Source organism: Paenibacillus sp. FSL R7-0163 (assembly GCF_037969975.1).
Classification (GTDB): domain Bacteria; phylum Bacillota; class Bacilli; order Paenibacillales; family Paenibacillaceae; genus Paenibacillus_AQ; species Paenibacillus_AQ odorifer.
This window is the reverse complement of the sequence record NZ_CP150224.1, coordinates 5793838-5820833: the sequence shown is the minus strand read 5'-3', so window position 1 is coordinate 5820833 and position 26996 is coordinate 5793838. Positions and strand designations below refer to the sequence as shown.

22 protein-coding genes are annotated in these 26996 nt (G+C 45.9%); 18 read left to right on the top strand and 4 right to left on the bottom strand.

The features are described from left to right. Positions 1-6 precede the first annotated feature (6 nt). Positions 7-591, top strand: a complete 585-nt coding sequence (locus tag NST45_RS25535) for a 50S ribosomal protein L25 (RefSeq protein ID WP_052096720.1) — start codon at positions 7-9, stop codon at positions 589-591. A gap of 64 nt (positions 592-655) precedes the next feature. Here NST45_RS25535 and NST45_RS25530 read toward each other — a convergent pair whose 3' ends face one another. Then, positions 656-2953 carry a UvrD-helicase domain-containing protein gene (locus tag NST45_RS25530; protein WP_036687345.1) on the bottom strand — a complete coding sequence of 766 codons (2298 nt, stop codon included), beginning with the start codon at positions 2951-2953 and terminating at the stop codon, positions 656-658. 1410 nt (positions 2954-4363) lie between these two features. Between NST45_RS25530 and NST45_RS25525 the strand changes: the two genes are divergently transcribed. Both NST45_RS25525 and NST45_RS25520 read left to right on the top strand, forming a co-directional pair. Beyond that, positions 4364-5200 carry a DUF6492 family protein gene (locus NST45_RS25525; protein ID WP_076275601.1) on the top strand — a complete coding sequence of 279 codons (837 nt, stop codon included), beginning with the start codon at positions 4364-4366 and terminating at the stop codon, positions 5198-5200. 2 nt (positions 5201-5202) lie between these two features. Further along, positions 5203-6582 carry a sugar phosphate nucleotidyltransferase gene (locus tag NST45_RS25520; RefSeq protein WP_339824151.1) on the top strand — a complete coding sequence of 460 codons (1380 nt, stop codon included), beginning with the start codon at positions 5203-5205 and terminating at the stop codon, positions 6580-6582. Positions 6583-6996: 414 nt separating this feature from the next. Here the strand turns inward: NST45_RS25520 and NST45_RS25515 are convergent, their stop codons facing one another. After that, on the bottom strand, positions 6997-7869 hold the full coding sequence (locus NST45_RS25515; protein ID WP_076275603.1) for a Cof-type HAD-IIB family hydrolase: 873 nt from the start codon (positions 7867-7869) through the stop codon (positions 6997-6999). Between the two features lie 304 nt (positions 7870-8173). On the opposite strand from NST45_RS25515, the gene NST45_RS25510 reads away from it, so the two are divergent. Then, complete coding sequence (locus NST45_RS25510; protein ID WP_076134791.1) at positions 8174-9415, top strand: DUF445 domain-containing protein; 1242 nt, start codon at positions 8174-8176, stop codon at positions 9413-9415. Positions 9416-9863: 448 nt separating this feature from the next. On the opposite strand, the gene NST45_RS25505 is transcribed toward NST45_RS25510, so the two are convergent. After that, positions 9864-11003, bottom strand: coding sequence for a glycosyltransferase family 4 protein (locus NST45_RS25505; RefSeq protein ID WP_052096721.1), 1140 nt, complete (start codon positions 11001-11003; stop codon positions 9864-9866). 181 nt (positions 11004-11184) lie between these two features. On the opposite strand from NST45_RS25505, the gene NST45_RS25500 reads away from it, so the two are divergent. Further along, complete coding sequence (locus NST45_RS25500; RefSeq protein ID WP_036687402.1) at positions 11185-11961, top strand: YheC/YheD family protein; 777 nt, start codon at positions 11185-11187, stop codon at positions 11959-11961. Here the strand turns inward: NST45_RS25500 and NST45_RS25495 are convergent. Next, complete coding sequence (locus NST45_RS25495; RefSeq protein ID WP_051491505.1) at positions 11954-12769, bottom strand: hypothetical protein; 816 nt, start codon at positions 12767-12769, stop codon at positions 11954-11956. The genes NST45_RS25500 and NST45_RS25495 overlap by 8 nt on opposite strands. A gap of 280 nt (positions 12770-13049) precedes the next feature. Between NST45_RS25495 and NST45_RS25490 the strand changes: the two genes are divergently transcribed. The 13 genes from NST45_RS25490 (at position 13050) to NST45_RS25430 (ending at position 26982) form a co-directional block, all read left to right on the top strand. After that, positions 13050-15551, top strand: a complete 2502-nt coding sequence (locus tag NST45_RS25490; RefSeq protein WP_094902549.1) for a PAS domain-containing hybrid sensor histidine kinase/response regulator — start codon at positions 13050-13052, stop codon at positions 15549-15551. After that, entirely contained in the window at positions 15548-16171 is a 624-nt protein-coding gene (locus tag NST45_RS25485; protein WP_094902550.1) for a C39 family peptidase, read from the top strand. Before NST45_RS25490 ends, NST45_RS25485 begins: the two co-directional genes overlap by 4 nt. 107 nt (positions 16172-16278) lie before the next feature. Further along, the gene (pulA, locus tag NST45_RS25480; protein ID WP_076107376.1) at positions 16279-18234 is read left to right on the top strand and encodes a type I pullulanase; all 1956 of its coding nucleotides are present in this window, start codon (positions 16279-16281) and stop codon (positions 18232-18234) included. Between the two features lie 250 nt (positions 18235-18484). Then, a complete protein-coding gene (locus NST45_RS25475) occupies positions 18485-19969 on the top strand; it encodes a glutamate synthase subunit beta (RefSeq protein WP_339824148.1) in 1485 nt (494 codons plus the stop codon). 125 nt (positions 19970-20094) lie between these two features. Then, positions 20095-20643, top strand: a complete 549-nt coding sequence (yfcE, locus tag NST45_RS25470; protein ID WP_076316588.1) for a phosphodiesterase — start codon at positions 20095-20097, stop codon at positions 20641-20643. Positions 20644-20869: 226 nt separating this feature from the next. After that, entirely contained in the window at positions 20870-21025 is a 156-nt protein-coding gene (locus tag NST45_RS25465; RefSeq protein WP_155288068.1) for a hypothetical protein, read from the top strand. 157 nt (positions 21026-21182) lie between these two features. Next, complete coding sequence (locus NST45_RS25460; protein ID WP_038568299.1) at positions 21183-22211, top strand: agmatine deiminase family protein; 1029 nt, start codon at positions 21183-21185, stop codon at positions 22209-22211. 54 nt (positions 22212-22265) lie between these two features. Further along, positions 22266-23141, top strand: coding sequence for an N-carbamoylputrescine amidase (gene aguB, locus NST45_RS25455; protein ID WP_076316590.1), 876 nt, complete (start codon positions 22266-22268; stop codon positions 23139-23141). Positions 23142-23366: 225 nt separating this feature from the next. Continuing rightward, positions 23367-24182 (top strand): transporter substrate-binding domain-containing protein, encoded by an 816-nt coding sequence (locus NST45_RS25450; protein WP_076275608.1) that lies wholly within the window; start codon positions 23367-23369, stop codon positions 24180-24182. Positions 24183-24275: 93 nt separating this feature from the next. Further along, positions 24276-24926: an amino acid ABC transporter permease gene (locus tag NST45_RS25445; protein WP_076275609.1), complete on the top strand. Its 651-nt coding sequence runs from the start codon at positions 24276-24278 to the stop codon at positions 24924-24926. Positions 24927-24936: 10 nt separating this feature from the next. Next, positions 24937-25659, top strand: a complete 723-nt coding sequence (locus NST45_RS25440) for an amino acid ABC transporter ATP-binding protein (protein WP_076107444.1) — start codon at positions 24937-24939, stop codon at positions 25657-25659. Between the two features lie 155 nt (positions 25660-25814). Beyond that, the gene (locus tag NST45_RS25435) at positions 25815-26261 is read left to right on the top strand and encodes a tellurite resistance TerB family protein (protein ID WP_036687417.1); all 447 of its coding nucleotides are present in this window, start codon (positions 25815-25817) and stop codon (positions 26259-26261) included. Between the two features lie 124 nt (positions 26262-26385). Then, complete coding sequence (locus NST45_RS25430; RefSeq protein ID WP_076107382.1) at positions 26386-26982, top strand: TerD family protein; 597 nt, start codon at positions 26386-26388, stop codon at positions 26980-26982. Positions 26983-26996 lie beyond the last annotated feature (14 nt).

Here is a 26996-nt window from a genome sequence, read left to right as displayed (position 1 = left end):
AACCCAATGAATAAGTTTATTCAATTCAACACACGTAAGACTGACACCAAGTCCAACATCAATCAGGCGCGTAAGCAAGGACGTATTCCGGCTGTATTATATGGTATTGGTAAAGAGACTCTGACGTTGGAAGTGAATGAAAAAGAACTTCTGGACATTCTCAAAAAGAATCCGCGCGCAATTCTGCAAGGTAAGGTATCGGAAGATCTAGAGGTTCCGGTCGTGGTTCAGAACATTCAGAAGGATACCCTGTCCGGCAAAATTCTGCATATTGATTTTCAACATGTAAATATGAAAAAGAGCATGGACAGCAAGGTGACTATTCATTTTGCAGGTGAAGCCGTAGGTATTAAAGCAGGCGGTACGCTTCAGGTTGAAATTTATGAAGTGGAAGTTCGCTGTATGCCTGAAGATCTTCCTACCTCCATGGAAGTGGATATTAGCGGATTGGATATTGGCGACCAATTGCTTGTCTCTGACCTGATCTTTAAGGACGGGATTGAAGTGTTGACCGAACCGTCAACCGTAATGATCCAGATCAAGACCGTGCATGAAGAAGAGGAAGAAGAAGCGGTAGTAACTCCAGCCTAAACCTATATTTTTATTAAAAAAGCAAGTTTCCAGGGAAGAGGAAACTTGCTTTTTTTGCGTTGAATCATACAGGAACTTCTCGTTGGTCCTTTGCCATAGGGGAACTACATAACGGGCAGGGCTTTGAGGTTAAATGATCCTCAGCTCCGCCCGCTTTCATGCGTGTCCAGCCAGGACAGGTATTGCTGGTACAATTCCATACCGGAACGACATGAGTTCTTGTCGCAGTTGTGCGACTGGTAGGTAAGGATCTTGTTGTCACTGTTCTGCTCACCGTAGTCGTTGCTGTGGAGGAAACGGCAGAGCGGAAGGCTGATAACATGAAGCGGGAGACCTCTGCTTTTTTGCCTCGATGCCTCGCAGGTGAACTGATAAATAGCTCTTCCCGGGCTCTAGTAACAGCTACGTAAGCCAGTCTTCGCTCCTCTTCCAGTGCAGCCAAGCTTGAACTACCACTATTTGCAGCGGCCAGCTTGCGGTCCTTGAGCCGGTCGCCCTCCAGTGCGGAGCTATGCGGAAGAATTCCTTCAGAGGCTCCAATCAAAAAGACCACAGGAAACTCTAAGCCCTTGGATTTGTGAATGGTCATAAGCGCGATCCGATTCCCTTGTTCTTTGGTGCTTGGCTGACGATTATGTTCATTACGTTCCGTAACATTATCTATGAAATCTAGAAAGGCAGGGATACTATCAAATCGCTCTGCAGACGATTCTAGTTCATCTAGCATTTCTTTTAACGTTTCGCGATGCAAGGTTGCTTGATGCCGCTCATTCGCTTCGATGAAATAATCATAGAATTGCGTGCGGATCTGGCGGATCGCTTGGACTGGGGTTAACTCGCGCATATTGCGAATTAGATCCAGCCGCTCTCTAAGCTTAGTGCCCTTGAAATCCTCCATGCCGGGCATGGACAACAGATGGATTAGTGGGCCTTGCTTTGGTTGTCTAGCTTCCATTTGCCGGATGTGATTCATACCTTTTTCACGGTTCATATATAGAGTAGGCAGGATGTTCTCCATAGCCGCAAAATTCCGCCGATTCACGGAGAGACGCATATGATCCACGACCGGGGAAATTAGCCAGTGTTCGTACAGTAATTGGCCTTCTCCATAATCAATATAGGGAATATCGCGTAAAAGAAGTAATTCCAGAACGGCCCGGTTGCTGCTGGACGCTCTATATAACATGGCGAAGTCGCTATATTCTCTTTTGCCGCTCGAAACCTCGTTTAAAATATGCTCAACCATCTGCTCAGCTTCCTCGTCTGCTGTCTGCGGACGCATATACCGGGGCTGACTCCCGCTGCCTTTGGCAGCTTGCAGGGTTTTGGAACGCCGGCGCGTATTGTGCCGGATAATACCGTTGCCGAGTCCGACTATAGCTGGACCAGAGCGGTAATTAATATCAAGTGTAATAACCCTTGCTCCCGGGTACAGCTTCTCGAATTCCAGAATGAATTCACTGCGTGCCCCGTTGAAGGAATAAATCGTCTGGTCATCGTCGCCAACTACCATCAGATTATGCTGCGGGTGAGCAATCATTTTGACTAACTCGTACTGCAAGGCATTTGTATCCTGGAACTCATCCACCATCACGTATAGATATCTCATCTGCAATTCCTGCAAAAGCGTTGGACGCTCCTTCAGCATCCGATAGGCGATTAAGAGGACATCATCGAAGTCGATTTTGAAATTGTCTAGTTTCCATTGTTCGTAGATTTCCAGAATGGATTTCATTTCTTTTTCAGCGGTGGTTCCTTCAGGCAAGCCTTCTACGGTACCCATGTTCATCTTGCAGGAAGAGAGCAGGGAGAGTAGCGTTTCCGGTGGATAGGCATCTTTAGGTAGCCCTAGCTCACGCATGATCTGTTTCAACAGGATGTGCTGGCGCCGCGTCTCACTGAAAATTTCTTGCTGCAATCCTTGTCTGCGCAAGAAAAATAAGAAAAAGGAATGAAAAGTACGGGCTTGCAGCCGCGCGACGTCCGCTGGGCCTACTCCCGGTAATAGGGCGATCCGCTCGCGCATTTCCGCCGCAGCTTTACTCGAAAAAGTCAGCAATAGCAGCTGACTTGGCGAGACGCCGCGCACGGACAACAAATAACCGGTTCTGCAGATCAGAACCGAGGTTTTGCCGGAGCCTGCGCCGGCCAGTGTTAGAAGCGGCCCTTTATGATGCCGTACCGCAGAAATCTGCGGACGGTTGAGCAGGATGCCGCCTTCTTCCAGCCTGCGGAAATAAGCGGAGTCCTCATCCTCCCGCTTCACCAGTTCTTGGCTTGTCTGCGCTGAGGCCACAGCCGCTTGCGGGATCCGCTCACCAGTAGCTCCCAGCGGGATAGTATGAAATAAAAGCTTATTCAATAGATTCACCTTCATTATTTCTGTATAGAGTAGTGATCTCAACAAACCTAGTTCTATGATGTTTGAGTTCATCTTAAAATGTGCCGAAAATTTAGCCAATCTACAATATACCATCCCAAGCTTTTTGCTGCACAGGAAAAGTGTTGGATATTGAGCCAGTAAAAATCTGGGGATTGGTGTGGGAGTGGGACACAACGGTGGTATAAATCCCGTAGATAGGTAGGGTTGTGGCTGCGCGGACGGAATGTACGGTATAAATCCCGCAGATTAGCTGGAATGTGGCTGCGTGGGGGAATCTACGGTATAAATCCCGCAGATTATCTGGACCGTGGCTGTGCGGGCGGAATGTACGGTATAAATCCCGTAGATTAGCTGGAATGTGGCTGCGTGGGCGAAATGTACAGTATAAATCCCGTAGATTGGGTGGAATGTGGCTGCGCGGGCGGAATGTACGGTAAAAATCCCGTAGATTAGCTGGAATGTGGCTGCGCGGACGGAATGTACGGTATAAATCCCGCAGATTAGCTGGATTGTGGCTGCGCGGGCGAAATGTACGGTATAAATCCCGCAGATTAGCTGGATTGTGGCTGCGCGGGCGAAATGTACGGTATAAATCCCGTAGATAGGTAGGATTGTGGCTGCGTGGGCGGAATGTACGGTATAAATCCCGTAGATAGGCTGGAATGTGGCTGCGCGGGCGAAATGTACGGTATAAATCCCGCAGATTAGCTGGATCGTGGCTGCGTGGACGGAATGTGCGGTATAAATCCCGCAGATTAGCTGGATCGTGGCTGCGCAGGCGAAATGTACAGTATAAATCCCGCAGATTAGCTGGATCGTGGCTGCGTGGGCGAAATGTACGGTATAAATCCCGTAGATAGGCTGGAATGTGGCTGCGTGGACGGAATGTGCGGTATAAATCCCGTAGATAGGTAGGATTGTGGCTGCGTGGGCGGAATGTGCGGTATAAATCCCGCAGATTAGCTGGATCGTGGCTGCGTAGACGGAATGTGCGGTATAAATCCCGTAGATTAGCTGGATCGTGGCTGCGTGGACGGAATGTGCGGTATAAATCCCGCAGATAGGCAGGAATGTGGCTACGTGGACGGAATGTACGGTATAAATCCCGTAGATTAGCTGGATCGTGGCTGCGTGGGCGAAATGTACGGTGTAAATCCCGTAGATTGGCTGGAATGTGGCAGTGTCGGCGAAATGAGAGGCATATTCGCCCTACTAAAGGGCGCTGGGTGCAGGTCTGTTTCTATTTTTATAATATAAAAATTTCCGCCCCGCGCATCACAGAATTGTTCAGCGCACGTTTGCCACTCCCCTGAACAATTCTGTGATGCCCATTCCCTTTTCCTATCATGCTCATATCCTAAAGCAAAAACATGATATGGAGATGACCCTATGCCCTCGCCCAGTAAGGTCCGCATCAGACATGCCGTTACTATAGACGTACTGATTCCCGCGATTGAAAAAGATTTACAGACCCTTCCCCATGTGATTGACGCTGTTAGAAAGCATGTTAAGCATCCCATCGGCCGGATATTAATTGTTGCTCCCAAAAAGAAACGGATGATTGAGTTCTGTCGCACAAAAGGCTGTACCTTTATTGATGAGAATACGGTGCTGCCGATTACGAAAAAAGATATTCATTACCGCTCACGCACCTGGGAACGTTCCGGCTGGCTATTCCAACAGCTGCTGAAACTGAATGGCGACAAGCTCTGCACGGCGGATTATTTTCTGGTTATTGATGCCGATACCGTTCTGATCACCCCCCACCGTTTTCGGGCGGACGGCAAGACACTCTTTTACAGCCGGAACTGGAGCCAACCACAGTATTTTGTAACCTATAGGAAACTCATGGGCCGCAAGGTGACCGCAAAATCGTCATTTGTGACCCATTATATGCTGTTTGAACGCAGTCAATTGACTCAAATGAAAAGAGAGATAGAAGCAAGACACCAAATGCCTTGGTATCGAGCTATTTTACACAGTATGAACCGTTCCAAGCAATTTGCCTTTTCTGAATTCGAAACTTATGCCAATTACCTGTATTCGAAGAATCGCGAGGGAATGAAGATTCAAAAAGCGCGTAATAAAGGTCTCCATATGAATGCAGGACAGCTATCCAAGCAGAGAGTGAATCAGCTGGCTGAGAAGTATAGATCATTGTCTTTTCATAAACGAAAGGGGTATGTGAGAACACCGGGGGCTAAATCCAGCGCAGGGGGGCGATAGGGTTGCAGATCGTACTCCTTTCAGGGGGATCGGGGAAGCGGTTATGGCCGCTATCAAATGAGATCAGGTCTAAAGCTTTTTTAAGGCTGCTTCCAACAGAAGCTGGCGGTGTGGAGTCGATGATCGAGCGGGTATGCAGAGGGCTGGAAGAAGTAGGCTTGTTGGATTCAAGCTGCATTGTGACTCATCGCAGTCAGGTGGAGATTACTCGCAAATCCGTTGGTGCTCAAGTCCCTTTATTAGCGGAGCCGCAGAAACGGGGGACTTTTACTGCAGTAGCTCTGGCGGCGAGTTATCTGCATTCTGTGAAGGGTATGGACTCAAAAGAGATCGTAGTGGTCATTCCGGTGGATTCGTATGTGGAGACTTCTTTTTTTAAGCAGCTTCATCAATTTCCTAGTGTACTTGCCGAATCACAAGCAGATATTGCTTTGATTGGTGTTTTACCTGAATTTCCTTCAACACAGTTCGGTTATATTCTACCTGGTGAAGGGTCAGGGGTAGGAGGGACGTCTTTTTTAAATGTTGAGCAGTTTGCAGAGAAACCGAACGAATCGACAGCGGCTGAGTTCATTTCTCAGGGAGGACTGTGGAATTGCGGCGTGTTTTCCTGCTCATTAGGGTACTTGCTCTCAAGTATGGTGGAACGGGATCTTCCCGTAGATTACATGGAGTTTTTGGGGCATTATGATCAATTGCCAGAACGAAGCTTTGACTATGAGGTGCTGGAACACACACGGCGTGCGGTAGTAATCCCCTATATTGGGGTATGGGCGGATATTGGCAGCTGGGATGCACTTGTTCCCCATTTGCAAGGAACGGTGATTGGCGAGGGGAGTATCTCAGAGGATTCAAAAGGTACCCATTTGATCAACGAACTCTCTTGCCCTGTGCATATTATCGGAGCCCCGGGTTTAATCGTGGCGGCAGGGCCAGATGGTATATTGGTAGCTGGGATAGAGCAGGCAAAACGAATTAAGCAGAAGCTGGAGGGCCATGCGACGAAGCCGATGATTGAAGAAAAACGCTGGGGCACCTCACGCATTTTGGACTTCTCTCGCACGGCAGCAGGTATTGAGGTTACGACCTCCAAAATAACCATTCTGGCAGGTGAGCACACCAGTTACCATTTTCATCAACATACTAAAGAAGTTTGGTCTTTTCTTTCTGGAAATGGAGAATACCGGATGAATGGTCATCTTCATACGGTTGCCGCCGGGGACACGGTCACGGTTCCTGCTGGTACGAAGCATGGGCTGCGGGCAATTACAGCGCTCGAATTGATTATCATTGAACTGTTGGAATTTCCTGAGGTGGATGACTATGTACGAGTGTCTGCCGAATGGGAGGGGGAGGACAGCTTCCTTGATGATTTGGGATGAATGGAAAGGTAGTTCGCTTTAACCCGGAGGCTGTTATAGATATGGATAGATTGCGCGGCTGAAGTGAAATAGATGTATCCAGTGCAACTATTTCGTGGAGTAGCGAATGCCTTGCGATATAGATGTAGTTTGTACAGTTAAAAATAGCGAATTTTTGCGTTTTGAATAAATTTGCTGAATATAAATGTACAGAGTGCAATTAAATCCGAATTAGCTCTTAAAAGAGAGCATTTAACTGTACGAAGTACAACTAATCTTTGAGAGGGACGGGGGATGCAATAGGCAAGCCACGAGCTAAACCTAAGCCTAAAGTGTAAATGAGAGACCCCTGCCTAACAAAAATAAACCCACAAATAGCACCGTGAGCAGAACTGCCCACGATGCTATTTGTGCATTCACTGCTGTATACAGAAATTATTCTTTAGAATTTCTATTCAAAAGATGCTCAATTCCTGCCGCGACTCCGTCTTCGTCATTACTGGTGGTGATGAATTCCGCCATTTCCTTAAGAATTGGCGCAGCGTTAGCCATAGCAATCCGGTAGCCGGCCTTCTCGAACATCGGCTGATCGTTATAACTGTCGCCCATGACAGCTACATCCGCTAGCGGGATACCATAATGGTCAGCAAGCATGGTTACACCGGAGCCTTTGTTGGCCTCTTCATGGTTAATCTCGATATTATTTACATGGGAGGCGGTAATAATTAAGCCCGGAATAGCTGCGAAGCGGGTGGAAGCTTCCTTGAGCAGCTCTCGGTTTAGAGAAAAAGCCAATGTTTTATAAATAACATTTTCCTCCTTGCTCCACACCTCTTCCATACTCTCCACATAGGTTACCGCTGCTTGTTGAAACTGTTGATCGATCATTGCTTTTAGCAGCCAGCTGACTTCTTCAGGAACTTCATCATCGCTTAGTGCAGATAATTTCTCTAACCGTACACGTTTGTTCAGCTCTACATAAACGTTATCCTCAGTGTATACCTCGTAATACAAGTCCGGAATTTCGTTCATCCAGCGTAGAGCAGGAATGATGTCTGCTTTATTCAGCGGCGTGCTTGCCGCGAGGGTGCGATCAGATAATGTGACGACTGCGCCATTTAGACTGACTACAGGACATTCCAGATCCGCCAGCCGAAGCTGACGTTCTGCATCCATAAAGGAGCGCCCTGTAGCAATGATAACAATGTGACCTAGTTTCTGAGCTTTTATAATAGCTTCGCGGTTTTTTGGACTGATGTTTCCTTCTTCGTTCAGTAATGTTCCATCCATATCTAAAGCAATCAGCATATTGTATGAGCTCCTTTTCCAGGTAAAGTAGTACTTTTTAAGGGGATTTGAAACGTTACTTGTATCTTATCATTAATATTCTGAAAACCAAAAACCATTTTCATGCAAATGCACAATAATGAACGTCTAACAAGAGATAAGAGTTTTTACAGTATATTTTTAGAAAATAGTTCAGTCGTGGTACAATAGTTGTCAAACTAACCGACTAGCCGAATCTATCGTCAGCTTATGTTCGAGGAACGTGACCGACGGTATTTTTCCTGCGTAAGGACATCGGCAGCTGCTTATGTAAAGGGGACTATTTATGAGATCCAAAAACTTAGCCACCATGTCACTCGCCTTTATGGCATGTGGGTTTCTGATTACACTGTTTCTACCTGAAAACCTAGCCGTGATTCTACTGAGAGGTGGTTTCGAGGCCGGTTTGGTGGGGGGGATTGCCGACTGGTTCGCGGTAACGGCGCTGTTCCGCCATCCGATGGGGCTGCGTATTCCACATACCTCACTACTGCTCAAGAATCGCGATAAGATCATCCAATCACTAATCACCGCGATGGAGACTGAGCTTCTTAACAAGGAAAGCATTGAGAACAAGCTGCGTAAGTTTGGCTTTATATCAATGGGCTCCAAGCTGCTGACAAAGTTCTTTAGTAAAAAGAAGGCAAGAGTACAAATATTGGAGCAGCTTGGCGAATTCGTGTCTCGTCTTCCGGTAGAGAAGGCCGTACCGTTTCTGCAAAAGGCAGCCTCCGAATATGTTCGTGAAGCTGAGCTTGGCGTTGCGGCTGATAAAATAGTTACTAAGTTAATGAATGACGGTAAAGATGTAGCTGCTCTAGACTATGCGCTGGAAGGGGTATCTAATTGGAGCGGACGTCCTGAAACGAAAGCTATGCTGGGCAAGATCGCCAGCGAGAAATTGGCTGAAGTGAAGCTTGGCGGACTTAAAGGCATGGCCTTTCAGGCTTTTGTCGGGTTTATGGATGCAGATATGCTTGGTGAAATGCTGCAAGGTATGTTGCAGTCCGGTATCCGCGATTTTCGGGAAGAGGATAGCCCATACCGTGAAGAGATTATCCGTGAGATTCGAGTGGCCCTGTTCCAGATTGTTAATGATGAGGCTAGACTGGCTTCATTAAAAGAATGGGCACTGAATGAGCTTGAAGGCGAAGCAGCAACCGCATTTCTGCATACGCAATTGGAGAACATTCGCAGCAAAGCAATTTCCCTACTGGAAGAAGATCGGGCGGCTGGCGGACGCAAGCTGTTCACGTTATATACCCTGCTTGTACGTCGTATTGGTAAGGAACAAGAATGGATCAGTAGCTGGGAAGAGCGGATTCGCGCTTCGCTAATTGCCTTTGTAGAGGCTAACCACTACAGAATAGGTCTTTTGGTAAAAGAGAATCTGGACAGCATGGATGACGCTAGTCTAGTGAATATGCTGGAAGATAAAGTGGGTAAAGATCTGCAATGGATTCGTGTGAACGGAGCCTTATGCGGGTTTGTCGTAGGGCTTGTGCTTACAGTTATTCAATTGATTTGAATTGAAGGGAATTACCTATTTAATGTAAAATTGACAAAAAAAGCAGAGCAGCGATTCTCCCGTGTTGGAGGATCGCTGCTTTTTGTTGTTGCTTATGGCCTGTCTGCATCGTGGAGTAATAATCCTTCTCTGAGGCTTACGGACCCATATGACGTTATTTGTTAGTTTTTGGCCTTTGGAACATGTTTGCGGACTCCACCGACGTTATTCCTATGGATGCGTTCATATTGGGCATTTTTCATGCCAATAGTGGTTATAGGGTCCTTTAGCATTGCAAATGTGGGATAAAGCTGCGTTTGGGGTCAGCTGTGTCCGATAGCTACCTTTTATACGCATATATGACCTAATTCAATCGGAGATTGGTGTTTGTTTAGCTCAAGCAAACACCAAAAAGAAGGGAACCCAGCAGCCAGTTGATGGCTTATGGGCCCCCCTACTTTTCTTGAGTCTACAATTGCATTCCGCCTGCAAGAGTTCTGTACCCCTGCTGTGGTGATGTAGAAGCTTGGTACAGCTGTTCTAAATGGTTCGCTGTACGCAACCAATTGAAGGCTTCAAGCGCATCTGTTCTCCCTTGTGATCCGATGGTAACTGCCAATTGTGGATTGCGGGCTATCCGCAGCAAATGTCGGGCAAAGGGTAAAGCCTCGCGATATCGTTCTACCAGATAACCGTTATGGCCAGAGGCGACAATCTCTCGGATTCCCCCATTATTAGAAGCGATAACAGGTAGACCGGAGGCCATAGCTTCTACATTAACAAGCCCGAAGGATTCATGATTCTGGGAAGGGCATACAAAGCAGTCTGCTGCCTGATAAAGGGTGTGAATATTCTCATGAGCTACATTTCCTAGAAAAGTAACTGACACTCTCAGCCGCCGTGCAAGTAGCTTCAACTGCCGTATGTACGACGGTTTGCCCTTGCCTGCGATGACGAGATGAGCGGGGAGGTGTTTGTTTAAATGCGACATAGCACGTATTAATATAGGCACTCCTTTGCGGGGTATAACCCGACCAACGAACAAAACGGTAAAGGTCTGCGGAAGTCTGTAAAAACTACGAAGCTGTTGTTTTTCAGATGTCTGCACAGGGGTAAACCGATCAAGATCGGCTCCCAATAAGACAATGTGAATCCCTGTGGTCAGTTGAGGGAAGCGGCGATCCAATCTTCGCTGTAAGGAGTGGCTGTTGGCAATGATCAGATCTGCTTTTGCCAAGGCATTTGCCACTTTATCTGTACCCGGTGTGAAGGTAAGAGAGTGCAGGAACAGAAATACCGGGATATGAGGAAGCTGTTTCTTTACAGCAGACATAAGATGGGGGCGATTATCAACCTGAATGATATCAAAGGATTCTTTCTGAATGTATTCTAATACCGAAGTAAGATAATGGGCTGGGGTGCTTGCGGGCAACCGGATAATTCTGACCTGCTCCAATATAGTGGCAGCAGGTAGTCCAGGTAACTTCCGACTTACAATGGTTACCTTATGTCTCTCCGCGAGCCTTCTGGCAATGGCCCAAATGCAGATTTCTACTGAACCGTCTCCCGGAACTGGGAACTGCTCCGGTGCAATGATACAAATGTGCATGGTTCACGCCTCCTTTTATCCGCTAATGGATATCCTCTTCCACCATATGCAACACAGTAAACAGTAGATACATCCGAAAGCGGAGAGGGCGTTTCACTCATGCCATTTGTACAGTTGCAGCATAAAATACTAAGGCTTACTAAGGCCGTGATTATTTTCTGAGGGACAGGGGAGAGGACAGTTGGGAAAGAAGTTAAAGTCTGCATTGACCAGCAAATGGATTAAAACCAAGGTGCTCATGCGAAGCACTGAAATTTCACCGTTGATTCCCGAAACAGTAAAATTCAGTAAAGTCAATCTGAAAGCTATGCTGCTGAAATATGGAATGGTTTATGTCAAACCAGAATACGGTACCTATGGCAATGGTGTGATGAAGGTTGAACAGAGTAGAGAGACTTATGGAACAGAATACAAGTACCAAAGTGGAACAAGACTTAAGACTTTTAGAACCTTCGACGCCTTCCATTTATCCTTAAAGAAAGCGACGCGTGGACGTAGTTACCTGATCCAGAGAGGAATAGTATTGCTAAAGCACGGGAAACACCGCTTTGATATCCGTGTGATGGTCCAGCTCAGCCCGCAGGGCAAATGGGAAACTACCGGTCTGATTGGTCGGGTAGCTGAGAAAGGTAAGATTGTTACCAACTATCATAGCGGCGGCAAACTAACTGCTATGGAAAAGCTTCTGTCTCCTTATCTGAACGAAGCTCAGCAAGCGCAAATGCTTAGGATACTGAGAAAGCTAGGAGAAGATACCGGACGTTTCTACCATAAGAAATATCCTGGGTTTAGACAGATTGGTGTCGATGTAGGATTGGATAGATCCATGACGCCTTGGATTATTGAAGTGAATACTAGTCCGGACCCATATATTTTTAAACATCTTTCTGATAAAAGCATGTACCGCAAAGTAATGGCTTACCGCAGAGCGAATGAGAAGAAAAAAAATACTAAATGATCTGTTTCCTCGTATTAGCAATGACAACAGAAATCTTTTGTTCTAATTCTATGATTTTTTGCTTGTGCGTTGCGATTTGGCGGTAACCCGAGACGAGTGAGGACAGAGACTGAGTGGTTAATGTAAGGTTTTGCTTGCGAATTGCTGCTTTGAAGTCACTCCAATCTGCGGAAATCCGTTTATTCAATGAGGTGACTACGCTTTTGTTAGATTTAATTGAGACTTGTGGGCTATCAATGCCAGACAAGGTTTTGCGGGCATAGGTTATCTTTCGGGTACGTGTCTGTTTGGCTGCATTCAACTGATTCTGTTTGTCGCTAATCTCTTTGCGAGCCAACTGAACCAGGACCTTCATAGCATCGCCTTGGGCTTGTAGTACGGTATTCAAAGTCTTATTTTTAAGACCCTTGGCGATCTTGATACGTTTATGAAGCGCATTGTATTGGTCGAATAAGGGCTGATAGTGCTGTTTACAGCTCTTAACGGTGACCTCCAGCTGAGCTACGGCTTCTAAATCAATCTCTTTAATTTGCTTACGTACCGCAATCAGTGTTTGCTCATTGTTATAGTGAAGGGTTCGGATCTGCTCCTCACGGTTATTGTATTGCATCTTTAAAGTAGATAATTCATTGTACAGATTAGTCATCTTCATCCTTGCAGGAGCCTCGGCAGTGGCAGCTGTTAGATCAAAAGCCGCTTGAATAGAAGGTGTTAATTCAGTCGTTGCTGCAGCAAAAGCTCCTGTTGATGTGCTTAACGATAGCAGGATCACCAGTAGTAGTAAGGGGAATGACTTTAGTGCGTTCATTGATTCGCTCCTCCTTTTGTCCGTATTCCTGAAGACAACAAAAAAGCACCCGTAGCAAAGGCAAAAGCCTTTATTACGGGTGCTTCCATCGTAATAGGTCACGAACGATATATTTATTGTTAAATATAAGTTGTTTATTTGCTTGCGTCAATAATTTAAATTTAAATATTTCCAATTTAAAATAATGCGCTAGACATTTCTTTCCCCAGTTCTCTTATCGTATACTGACATAAGAAGGTATGAGAGCTTTAGCGCTAGCAACAAAGGAGGTCTGGCTTAAATGGGCAGCTCGGTAGAATTTAACGCAATTCTGGATCATGCATTTATGAGGTCTCCAGAAGGAATGGCCGTACTGTTTTCGAATAACGGCAATTTCAACTGGATAAAAGTCAATCCGGCTTTTTGCAATCTACTTGGCTTTACGGAAGCCGAGTTTCTTGCCGGGGCTCTTTTTACAGAATCGGAAAATAGAGAGGCACATTCAAAAGAGCTCTCCTATAGAGTGGTAATGGATGAGCTTCAGAAATCGCCAGCGGGCAGCTGGAAGAAGGAGCATTGTTTTTTAAACAAAGAAGGTCAACCCGTCTGCCTGTCTCTCATGTTCTCTGGGTTAGGAGCAGAAGAAGGACAAGCGCCTTCGTATATTATAGTATATGCCGAGGATATTACGGAACTAAAGATCGCAGCTCAGGAAACGGTGGATCATCTGGATCAGCAGCAGCAAATGGAAGAACAAATTCGTCAAAGTGAACGCAATTATAGATTAATGTCCGAGAATTCACTGGATTTAATCTCGCGTCATGCGGTCAAAGACAGTATTTTCTTATATTGTTCTTCGGCTAGTCGTACCCTGCTTGGTTATGAACCTGAAGAGATGGTTGGGACAAGCGCCTATAATTATCTCCATCCGGATGATCTAGTTATGATGCAAGGTTTAATGGAGCAGAGCCGCAGCTCTGGCGTTATTCCGGCTGTAGCTTACCGCTACCGCCATAAGAATGGCACCTATGTCTGGTTCGAGTCGAGCAGTCGTTATACCTATGATGATGAGGGGAATGTCATGGAGATTATAGCGATTGGACGTGAAATTACGGAGCGCAAGCAGTTCGAGTTCAAGCTTAAGGAGAGCGAGCAACGGTATAAATCTTTGTTCGAATATAATCCATCTGCCGTGTACTCTATGAATTTGCATGGAGATTATTTGACCGCCAATGCGAATTTGGAGAAGTTGACCGGGTATTCGCTGGATGAACTGATCGGAATGTACTTTGGCCCCATTGTCCATGAGAAGGACATAGAGAAGACGTTGTATCATTTTAACTTAGCCGCCCAGGGTTATCCTCAAAGCTATGATCTAACGCTTATTCATAAAGACGGACACTTTGTAGAGATTAATACTACCAATATTCCGATTATTGTAGATGATCAAGTAGTAGGTGTGTATGGGATTTCCCGTGATATTACAGAGCGCATCCGTTATACAGAACAAATTGAGAAGCTTAGCAATGAGTACACTCTTATTTTAAATGCAGTTTCGGAAGGCATCTTTGGACTCGACATGGAGGAGAAGGTGACGTTCATTAACCCTGCAGGTTTGCAAATGCTGGACTATGAACATGATGAAATTATGGGCCATCCTTATTTGGATCAAATTCAGCAGATAGCACTCGATGGGAGCCATTATCGGCCGCAGGAATCTCCACTAATGAAGGCTATTAAGTCAGGTGTATCTTATCAGAGTAATGATGCGGTCTTGTGGCGTAAGGACGGTTCTAGCTTTCTTGCGGAATATCAGGTAACCCCTCTGTTTGATAAGGGGGATCCGAAGGGTGTTGTTGTAGTGTTCCGGGACATCACGGATGAGAAGGAAATCATTCGGGCGAAGGAATCTGCGGAAAAAGCAGACCAGGCTAAGTCTGAGTTCTTAGCTATTATGAGCCATGAAATCCGTACTCCGATGAACGGAATTGTAGGGATGACGGATCTCCTGGCGGAGACGGAGCTTGATGAAGAACAGCTTGGATATACTGACATTATTAAGGAGAGCAGCAGCTCGCTCCTATCTATTTTGAATGAAATACTGGATTACAGCAAAATTGAAGCCGGAAAAATGATGATTGTAAATGAGCCCGTGCAGCTTCAAGCCGTATTGGACAGCGTAATCGATCTATTTACAGCGAAGGCTTTGGAGAAAAATATTCAGTTATCATGCAGCATGGCACCTGGAGTGCCGCCACTGATTATGGGCGATGCCGGGCGGTTGCGTCAGGTATTGGTCAATCTGGTCAGCAATGCAATCAAGTTTACAGATCGGGGCAGTATCAGTATTTACGTAGAGCAGAAGCTGTCCGCAGATCAAAAGAAATTAACTTTGAAATTTAATGTTAGGGATACGGGAATCGGCATTCCTCTAGAGAAGCAGCATCGGTTGTTTCAGTCTTTTTATCAGCTGCATTCCTCGTTTAACCGCAAATATGGCGGGACCGGATTGGGGCTGGCGATTTGTAAAAAGCTCGTTGAGCTGATGGGCGGAGCCATTGCTGTAGAGAGCAGTGAAGGAGAGGGCTCTAATTTCTATTTCACGCTGCAGATCAATCCTGATAGTAAAGCTGAGATAGATGTGGAAGATACAGTGCAGACAGAAGAACGGGAGACAACAATGGAAGGGGCAGCAGCTGTAGAAGGAGAATTGGATGCCGGTACAAATGTGATTTTACTTCCGGAGGCGACTCCACATATTACTCCTAAGTCTAGCCCTTTAAGAGGGGATCTATCTGAATGAAGCATAGACAGCCTCGGATTAGCAACAAACTGCCTGCGGAGCCATATACACAGTGGGAGGTTGGGGTCGAATCCCCGTCCTCTGCGTGTGGCCCAGCTACGATGGCAGCGTTAACGGAGTATTGGAACACCCATTTCGGAGCGGACTTTATTCGGGGGAAAGGTCATTTTCCTTCCAAAGCCGCTCATATTAATTACATATACAGCCATCACGGCGGAAGACCTTGGGGGATGAGTGTGCGCTGTTTTACCAAAGAACTGAAGAACTATATCCATTCATCGACTTTACCTAAGGATCAGCAAAAGTTACTCATTACTACGTTTAATGATTTTGAAGTATATAAAACAGAAATTGATGCCGGCCGGCCTGTGGCTGTTAAATTTGATAAGTGGTTTCGTCTGCGGTGGAGAGGCAAGTTTACTTACGATTACCATTGGGTACTAGGTATAGGATATGAGGTATTTGATGACGGAGAGCGTCCTACCCTGATTGTTCACGATAATGGTGTGCGGTACAAGGATGGTAGAGTCACTCTAGGGAAAGAACGGCGTATTCCGTATTTTGCAAATAAAGACATTATTACGATGGTCGGGTTAGATATTGCAGATGCATTGAGGTAGAGGGGTTGTCCTGACAAAATAGCTTGAAAAATTTGAGTCCAAACGTTTGCACTACTTAGACGATCATACTATAATCCAGTTAATAACTGGAAAAGGGGATAGGTGCTTTGTCCGTACAAAGGGAAATGAAGGAACCCATTTATTATGGGGACCCTGCGGCTACTAGAGGGATTTCCGTGTTTGCTCAGGAGTTTGATCAGTTATTCAGCTATGATGGGGACGATCTTGGCCTAACGTACTCACCGGGTAGTTCAGCTTTTTGTTTGTGGGCGCCCACCGCTCAAGAAGCGGAGCTGGTACTTTATAATTCATGGCAGGGAGCAGCCGAGTGTAAGTATTCTATGATCCGTGATATCCGGGGCACGTGGAGAATTACAGTTGACGGTGATTTAGATGGCAAGTTCTATACCTACCGAGTACGTCTTGGAGAACAGTGGAATGAGGCGGTTGATCCTTATGCACGTGCTGTAGGAGTGAACGGTGATAGGGGAGCTATTTTAGATTTACGCAAAACAGATCCTGAGCGGTGGACGGAAGATAAACCACCCCTGGATGATCCTGTAGATGCCATCATTTATGAGCTTCATTTGCGTGACTTATCTATCCATCCAGCAAGTGGTATGACCCATAAAGGACAATATCTTGCTTTGGCGGAAGAAGGGACCCGCGGACCGGAGGGTATTCTCACTGGACTCGATCATATCGCGAACCTCGGTGTAACCCATGTGCAGCTATTGCCTGTTTATGATTATTCTACAGAGAGTGTAGATGAGACGAGGCTGGATGAACCGCATTATAACTGGGGTTATGATCCGAAGAATTATAATGTGCCAGAAGGTTCCTATGCTACAGATCCTTATGTGCCTGGAGTGCGTATCCGTGAACTAAAAACAATGATTCAAGCACTTCATGATCGGGGCCTCCGCGTCATTATGGATGTGGTTTACAACCATGTGTACGATGGCTACCGCGTGAATTTTACCAAGCTGGTTCCCGGCTATTATTTGCGTTATAAGCAAGACGGAAGCCTGTCGGATGGCTCTGGCTGCGGGAATGACGTGGCTTCGGAACGATTGATGATGTCCAGCTTCATTGTGGAATCCGTAGTTTATTGGGCCAAAGAATACCATATCGATGGTTTTCGTTTTGATCTGATGGGCTTGATTGATCTCTACACGATGGAGGAAATCCGGCGTCGTCTGGATGGGATTGACCCGTCCATCATGACGATTGGTGAAGGTTGGATGATGGGGACAGAGTTGCCGATGGAGCGGCTTGCCCATCAGAAGAATGCAGCGCTTTTGCCGGGAATCGGACATTTTAATGATGATTTCCGGGATGCAATTAAAGGGAATATTTTTCTTCATGATCAACCGGGCTTCATCAGCGGAATGATGGGTCTGGAGCTTGCGATAAAGGCAGGAGTCGCGGGAGGCATTGCTTTTGCCCCAGGCATTGGACAATTTGCCGTGGAGCCTCAGCAAACCGTCAATTATGTGGAATGTCATGATAATCATACGTTATGGGATAAAATATTACTGTCCACACAAGGGGAGACGGACAAACAGCGCCAATCTATGCATAGATTAGCTTCTGCGATAGTGTTCATGAGTCAGGGAATCCCCTTTGTCCATGCGGGTCAGGAATTTATGCGCACGAAAAACGGGGTGGAGAACAGCTATAAATCCTCGGTGAAGATCAACCAATTGGATTGGGAACTGTGCGCTGCTCATCAAGACGATGTGGTTTATCTGAAGCAGCTAATTGCCTTGCGAAAAGCGCATCCGGCTTTCCGTATGCGAACGGCAGATGACATTCGGAATCATCTAGTATTTGAAAAAGCACCGGTAAGTTCGGTAGCTTATACGCTGCGTGGCCATGCTGGAGGAGATGCGGCGAAGCATATCTATGTGCTTTTTAATGCTAATGTTGAACAGACGACTTTGGTTCTGCCACAGCTCGGGGCATGGAAAACGGTTTTTGGAGCCGATCTTGTGCAGAATCTGACGGGTAATAAGCTAAATGTAAGTGGGATTGGAATGGTAGTGCTGACGGTGAACTAGATGGTTTGTTATAGATAATTCGTCAAAAGCATACGGAGTATTGTGCTCAATGAGTACAGTGCGCTGTGTGCTTTTTTGCGCGGAACTTTCTTTTGAAAGGATGCTTTTATTTTACATAAAAAGGTGACATTACTCATTTTCGTTAAAGATCTAGGATGCTAATATTAAGGCATTTACTTTGGCGCTTTAGAGTGGCATAACAGCAGAAAGTGACAGAGAGTACTTTTCTTTGGTAGAGAGGATGAAAGAGATGGGGAAAGCAACCGGATTTTTAGAGTTTGAACGACAGACACCCTCCGAGTGTGAGGCATTGGAGCGAATTAAGAATTGGAATGAATTTTCGATTCCTATGGATGAAGAAAAGCTGCGCGAGCAAGGGGCACGTTGTATGGATTGCGGTACGCCATTTTGTCATGTAGGACGTCTGTTGTCTGGTATGGCTTCCGGCTGCCCTTTGCACAACTTGATTCCTGAATGGAACGATATGGTCTATCGTGGAAATTGGGAGATAGCGCTGAAACGTCTGCATAAGACAAACAACTTTCCTGAATTTACAGGCCGTGTCTGTCCCGCTCCTTGTGAAGGCTCTTGTACGGTAGGGATGAACGGCAAACCTGTCACCATTAAATCTATTGAGAAGTCAATTGTAGATAGAGGTTTTGCAGAAGGCTGGATTGTGCCTGAGCCGCCACTTCATCGCACGGGTAAGAAGGTTGCTGTAGTGGGTTCAGGTCCGGCAGGCCTTGCCTGTGCGGCACAGCTTAATAAGGCTGGACATACGGTGACTGTGTATGAACGGGCGGACCGGATTGGCGGTCTGCTTACCTATGGTATTCCCAACATGAAGCTGGATAAAAAGACTGTGCAGCGCCGGGTGGATCTGCTTGCGGCTGAGGGTATTACCTTCGTAACTCGAACAGAGATCGGCCGAGATCTCCCAGCTTCACAGCTCAAGGCAGAGCATGATGCTGTGGTACTGTGTGGTGGATCTACACAGGCACGTGATCTTCCGATAGAAGGACGTGATCTGCGTGGGATTCATCAAGCTATGGAGTTTTTAACGCTGAATACAAAGAGCCTACTGGATTCAGGGCTTGCAGATGGCGAGTATTTATCTGCAGCAGGTAAGGATGTAGTTGTAATCGGCGGTGGGGATACTGGAACAGACTGTGTGGCCACCTCAATCCGCCACGGCTGCCGCAGTGTAACTCAGCTCGAGATTATGCCACAGGCGCCGCTGACTCGTCAGCCTAACAATCCTTGGCCGGAATGGCCAAAGGTGCTTAAAGTGGACTATGGTCAGCATGAGGCCGCTTCACTGTATAAAGAAGATCCACGCCGTTATCTGGTTTCGACGAAACGGTTTGTCGGCGATGAGGGCGGGCAAGTGCAGGAGCTGCGTACAGTGCGCATTGAATGGACCCGTAATGAACAGGGACGAATGGTACCGGTCGAAGTACCGGGCAGTGAGGAGACCCTGCAAGCGCAGCTGGTATTGCTGGCTTTGGGATTCACAGGGCCTGAAGAAACTGTACTGGGCGAGCTTGGGGTGGAACGCGATGAGCGGGGGAACGCCAAAGCAGAGTTCGGAGCACAAGCAACCAATGTAGAAGGTGTGTTCACAGCAGGTGATATGCGGCGCGGGCAAAGCCTTGTAGTATGGGCTATTGACGAAGGGCGTCAGACTGCGCGCGAAGTAGACCGCTTTTTGATGGGATCCTCGAATTTGCCGTGAGTGTTAAGATATAGCGAGCAGGGCGTTCCTTTGGGAACGTCTGCTTTGCGTTGTGGTATGTTCAAGGTTAAGATTATTGTCTAAGCGCATATTTACTTAAGTTAAGTTGAAAAGGAGAATACATGATGAAGTTAATGTTTATTTCCGACATTCACGGATCTTTATTTTGGCTGGAACGGGCTTTGGAAAAGGTAGAAGAAGAGCAGCCGGACAGTCTTATTATTCTAGGAGACTTCCTATATCATGGTCCAAGAAATCCGCTGCCGAAGGACTATAACCCACAAGAGGTTGCTAATAAGCTTAACGTATATAACAAAAACAAGCCGATAACCGCAGTGCGTGGAAACTGTGACGCCGAGGTAGATCAAATGCTGCTGGAATTCCCGATGATGGGCGATTATGTAATGCTTTTGCACGAAGGCAGACGGATTTACGCTACACATGGTCATGGCTTTAGCATTGAGCATTTGCCGGCGCTTTCCGAGAAGGATATTTTTATTCAGGGACATACCCATATACCAGTTGCCGATGTAAAGGAGGGAGTGTACGTGCTGAACCCCGGCTCCATATCGCTGCCTAAAGAGAATAATCCTAATTCCTATGCTGTTCTAGAGGGCGGGGAATTTATCGTTAAGGATTTTGAAGGCAATGTGGTAAAAAAGATTACCGTATAGTGAGAGGGATCGTTTAAAGGAACTCCTGAAGATTGAGAGATTGAATAAGGGCGACAATGCCGAAAGACAACATTACCAATCCGGATAGTTTGTTGAACAAGAGCTGTTTCGAACGTCCTGACATTATGTTGTTTCTGAACAAAGCGGTGCTCCCTGTCAAACCCATCCACCATAATGCGGAACCCAGAAAGACGCCGCTAACTAGAAACGGCATATTGGAGCTGCTATGAGACAGAAGGACGCCAGATGCGCTGAATACGCCAAGGAAAAAATAATTGTCATGGGATTGGACAACGTCAGCAACAGCGTTACCGTGTATGAATTCAGTGAGCTTTTTGGGGAATTGGGTTCTGTTAGCTTCGTTGTAACGGATGAAACTTAAACTTTTTAACTGTAAAATGGGGGCTGCGAACAAAAAAATTCCTTCCAACATTATTAATGTCCCAGGGAATTGAGCACTAGAACATATTATTGTATGATGAGGAAGGAGTTTTAAGGGTAGGACTGGCTCCAAATATATTAGTAAAGGTAGTTAACACATGAATCCTAAAGATTTGAACTATACAATGCCACCGGAATGGGGCAAGCATGAACGTACTTTTATCTCCTGGCCGGTGCAGGAATCTATGTGTTTCCCGGACAACCACGAGTCAGTGTGTCAAGGTTATGCTGACATTATCACAGCCATCGCCGAGTTTGAACCGATCACGGTCATTGTGAACCCGGAGGACGTGGAGCGGGTAGAACATCTGGTCGGCGGACCGAATGTAACGCTGCTGCCTATTGCGCATAGCGATGCTTGGCTGCGTGATAACGGACCTACCTTTATTGTTAATAAAGAAGGACAAATGGCAGGTGTGAACTGGAAGTTTAATGCTTGGGGCGGTAAATATTCACCTTGGGATCTGGATGACGAAGTGGCTCCGCAGATTCTGGAGCATGCACAGATCACCCGTTTTGATGCACCGCTTGTGATGGAGGGTGGCTCGATTCATACGGATGGAGAAGGCACTTTGCTTACTACAGAAGAGTGTCTGCTTAACCTAAACCGCAACCCGGAGCTGAAGCGCGAAGAGATCGAAGAGTACGTGCGGAACTATACAGGTACAGAAGCTATTATCTGGCTGAGACGTGGCCTTAGCGGCGATGAAACCGATGGTCACGTTGATAATATTGCTTGTTTTGCTGCACCAGGCAAAGTTATTATCCAGGTCTGTGAGGACCCGCAGGATGAGAACTATGAGATTACGCAAGAAAATCTGCGTATTCTGGAGAACGCTACAGATGCCAAAGGGCGTAAGCTGGAGATTATCAAGATTCAGCAGCCACCACGGGTCGATCATGACGGCAGTCGTCTGACGCTCAGTTATTTGAACTTTTATTTCGTGAACGGCGGAATTATCTTGCCTGTGTTTGGCGGCACCGCGACAGAAACGGATACACTTGCTGAGAAAGTGCTCGCTGGTTTGTTCCCGGATCGCAAGATTCGTACAGTTAACGGAATGGCCGTTATCACCGAAGGCGGGAATGTACATTGCACTACGCAGCAAATGCCTGCACAGCAATAATTTGAAGGAAACTAAACGTCCAAAGGGACATTTATATACAAGGAGGACAGATTCTTGAGAAATGTAAAAGTAGCTGCGACACAAATGAGTTGTTCCAGCAATATTGAGGAGAATATCAGCAAAGCCGAGGCATTGGTCAGAGAAGCGGCAGCACAGGGTGCGCAAATTATTTTGCTGCAGGAGCTGTTTGAGACTCCGTATTTCTGTCAAAAAGAGAAAGCTGATTATTACGCATATGCAACAGAGCTTGAGCATAACAAGGCGATTAATCATTTCAAAGCAGTAGCCAAGGAGCTGCAAGTGGTGCTGCCAATTAGTTTTTATGAGAAAAAGAATTACGCGCGTTACAATTCACTTGCTGTAATCGATGCTGATGGAACGGTGCTTGGTAAATACCGCAAGAGTCATATTCCAGATGGCCCAGGTTATGAAGAGAAGTTCTACTTTAATCCGGGAGATACTGGCTTTAAGGTATGGAACACTCGTTATGCCAAGATTGGCGTAGGTATCTGCTGGGATCAATGGTATCCAGAAGCGGCTAGAGTAATGAGCCTGATGGGAGCAGAAATTCTGTTCTATCCAACGGCTATTGGTTCTGAACCGCAGGATGGATCGATCGATTCCAAGGATCATTGGCAGACCTGTATGCTTGGACATGCAGCTGCTAATCTTATTCCAGTCGTGGCTTCCAACCGTATTGGTGAAGAAATTGATGAGGATTCGAGCATTAATTTCTACGGTTCATCGTTCATTGCAGGTCCTCAGGGCAATAAAATCGTTGAGGCTGGACGTGATGAGCAAACCGTGCTGGTAAGCGAATTCGATCTGGATGCTTTGGAAGTTGGACGGATCGAGTGGGGAATCTTCCGTGACCGCCGGCCGGATCTGTATAAATTGATCGGTACTTATGATGGAGATATCACACTTTAATAGGTTTAAGGTTAAATCTAAAGGCATTGCTAGGGAGAATACAATCTCTGGCAGTGCCTTTTTGTGTTTGATGGTAATTTTTTGAGAGTGATGTACGTATAAAACTTATAAAATAATAATATTATGTTATATAACCTTACATAAAATAGAAAAGTTAATTGTCATGAATCCTTTAATCTGTTAAAATCTCTTTAAGTTATTTCCAAAAATAGGGGGTATGGAGATATGACAATAAAAATTCGCGCTTTAATGTCAGTTTTTATCGCATTGGTGGTGGTTGGATTGGTAGGTTGTGGAGCAAATAACAGTAAAGCTGGTAACGAATCCCCGGCAGAGAAAATTAAGTTTGCCAGTGATGCCAGCTACGCTCCTATGGAGTACATGGACACGGATAAAATCAAAGGATTCGACATCGATTTCATTAAGGCAGTTATGGAAGAAGCGGGAATAGACTATGACGTAACGAACATAGGCTGGGAAACGATGCTTCAAAGTGTGAAGCAGGGAACGGAGTATCAAGCAGGGCTGTCTTCAGTATCCATTACGGATGAACGTAAAGAAACCTATGACTATTCCATCCCTTATTTCGAATCTACCAATATGATCATGGTTAAAGAAGGCAGCGACATCAAAAATGCACTTGATCTTAAAGATAAAGTAGTTGCAATACAAGGGGCCACAACTGCAGATGACCTGATGAGCGGAATAATGGGCGTCGACAACCCTAACTTGAAACGTTTTGACAGCAATGCGGTGGCATTGATGGAACTGAATGGCGGCGGAGCCGATGCGGTCGTAGCGGATATTGCCATTGTACGTGAATACATGAAAAACAATCCTAAGCAGAAGCTGGTGGGGATTGTAGACACGGAGAACTTCGGAGCGGAATATTATGGCATTCTTTACCCTAAGGGCAGTGAGTTAAAAGCGAAACTGGATCCGGCTATTAAGAAGGTATTGGAAAACGGAAAGTACGCGGAAATCTACAAAACTTGGTTCGGCGAAGAACCTAACCTGGATAGCTTATTGAACGCAAAATAAGGAAAGAACCTAATAAGCATGCGTAATGATAGCTATTGCGCATGCTTATTTTTTTAAAGAGAGATGACATAAAGAAGAGAAGGGGAGAGTCCTATGGATTTTAGAATGGACATTATTATTCATTATTTGCCCGTCCTTTTAAAAGGGACACTGCTGACTATCGGCATTTCTGTAGTTTCTATTTTATTTGGCTCTATTTTGGGACTGGGAATCGGATTCGGCAAAATGGCCCCAAAATGGTATTTGCGCTGGCCTTTTCATTCATATATCAACTTTTTTCGGGGAACACCGCTGTATGTGCAGATTCTGATTGTTCACTTTGGAGTGATTCCCCCGCTTTACGGCAAAACCAATGCCCTAATCACTGCGTTTGTCGCTCTGTCGCTTAATTCGGCTGCTTATTCGGCTGAGATTTTTCGGGCGGGCATTCAGTCGGTTGATCGTGGGCAACGGGAAGCCGCTATTTCACTGGGGATGACTAATCGGCAAGCGATGAGATTTATTATTTTACCGCAAGCGATCAAACGGATGGTTCCGGCTTTTGGTAACGAGTTTATTGTGCTTGTGAAAGACTCCTCTCTTCTGGCTTTGGTGGCTGCACCGGAAATAATGTATTGGACCAACACGATGAAAGGGCAATATTTGCGGATATGGGAGCCTTATTTGACAGCGGCACTTATTTATTTCATTCTTACCTATTCTCTTAGCCAGCTGCTGAATTACGTTGAACGGAGGCTGAAATAGGATGGAGCCTATGATTTCAGTACGGAACTTACATAAATCATTTGGAACAAATACGGTGCTGGCTGACATAAGTATCGATATTTTCAGTCAGGAGGTAGTGGTGGTTATCGGTCCGTCCGGATCGGGTAAATCGACCTTTTTGCGTTGCCTTAATTTACTGGAACAGCCGCAGCGTGGCGAGATTGTAATTGAAGGCACTTCTTTGATGGCGGCTAGTACGAAGATTAACGATATCCGTACAGAGCTTGGGATGGTGTTTCAGCAGTTTAATTTATTTCCTCATATGAAGGTTATAGAGAACATTATGCTGGCACCGGTTCAGGTGCGTAAATGGTCTCCGGATAAAGCGCGGCAAAAAGCGCTGGAGCTGCTGCAAAAAGTAGGTCTAAGTGAAAAAGCAGAGATGTACCCAGCCTCATTGTCTGGGGGTCAGGCTCAGAGGGTAGCGATTGCGAGGGCGCTGGCTATGGAGCCCAAGATTATGCTCTTTGACGAACCAACCTCGGCGCTTGACCCGGAGATGGTGGGGGAAGTGCTGGCGGTGATGAAGGAGCTGGCCCGTGAGGGGATGACGATGGTCGTGGTGACGCATGAAATGGGCTTTGCGCGTGAGGTGGGAGATCGTGTGCTGTTTATGGAACAAGGTGAGATTGTGGAGGAAGGAAGTCCGGAGCAGCTGTTCGGAAATCCTGTGCAAGAACGGACACGCTCCTTTCTATCAAAGGTGCTGTAATTTTGTGGAAAGTAGAATCTTGTTATTTTATCAGGTATATTAGAAGAGTAACGGTTATTTCAGGGATTTATATGCAAAATCTGTCGGAACGTGGAGAGGAGGCTCTGGGGATATCTTTTGTTATCATAATCTTGCAGTGATAGAGGGAGAATACGATGAGCACATTTAAAAACTGGTTAAACACAACCAAAAGCGGACTAACAGATCAAGTGAAAAAATTCAAAAATAAAGATTTTATGAATGCTGTAGTTGCGGGCTGCGCTTTGGTGGCTGCGGCTGACGGTAAAATAGAAGAAGCAGAGAAAAATAAAATGGCCGGCTATATGAATATGAGTAATGAATTGAAGGTATTTGACATGAGAGATGTCATTGCTCAATTTAACTATTATGTAAGCAACTTCGAATTCTCACCGGAAATAGGGAAACAAGAGGCTTTGAAGGCCATCGCAAAGTTTAGCGGCAAACCAGATGCAGGACGTTTAATCGTGGGCGTATGCTCAGCAATTGGATCGGCCGATGGCGATTTTGATGACTATGAAAAAGCAGTTGTGCGGAATATTTGTAGCGTCTTGGGATTAAACCCTAGCGAATTCAGTTTATAAATTAGGTGGAGTCATAGATGAAAGTTCGTTGAAACGTAATTTAATCTTTATCGTATCACTGATATAACACCTAAAAGCTAGACTAACAGATAATGATTTTTATCGGAAACGGAGGTACGTTGATTTGGCTGGAATTAATCTGGTAAAAGGTCAAAAGATTGATTTGACTAAAGGTAATGCGGGCTTGTCCAATGTAATTGTGGGCTTAGGCTGGGATCCGATTGAAGCCTCGCGGGGATTCTTTGGAGTCAAGAAACAGGCGAATGTCGACTGTGATGCCTCAGCACTGCTATTAAATGAGGATGGTAAGCTAACTAAGAAGGGTAACCTGATCTGCTTCCACAACAAGCAAAGTCCTTGCAACTCGGTTATTCATTCCGGAGATAATCTGACGGGTGAAGGCGACGGAGATGACGAGCAAATCATGGTTAATTTGAAAGCCATTCCTGCCGATGTTCACAAGGTTCTGGTTGTCGTTAACATTTACGATGCAGTGAATCGCAAACAGGATTTTGGAATGATCAAATCAGCGTATATTCGGGTAATGAATGCTGCCGGGAATAATGAGTTGATTAAATTTAACTTATCAGACAACTACACAGGTTTTACGGCACTTATTTGTGGAGAGCTTTACCGCCAAGGTGGGGAATGGAAATTCGCTGCAATTGGTGAAGGCAGCCACGCCGCTCATATCAATCAACTTGCAGAACGCTACGTATAATCCAAATATAAGAA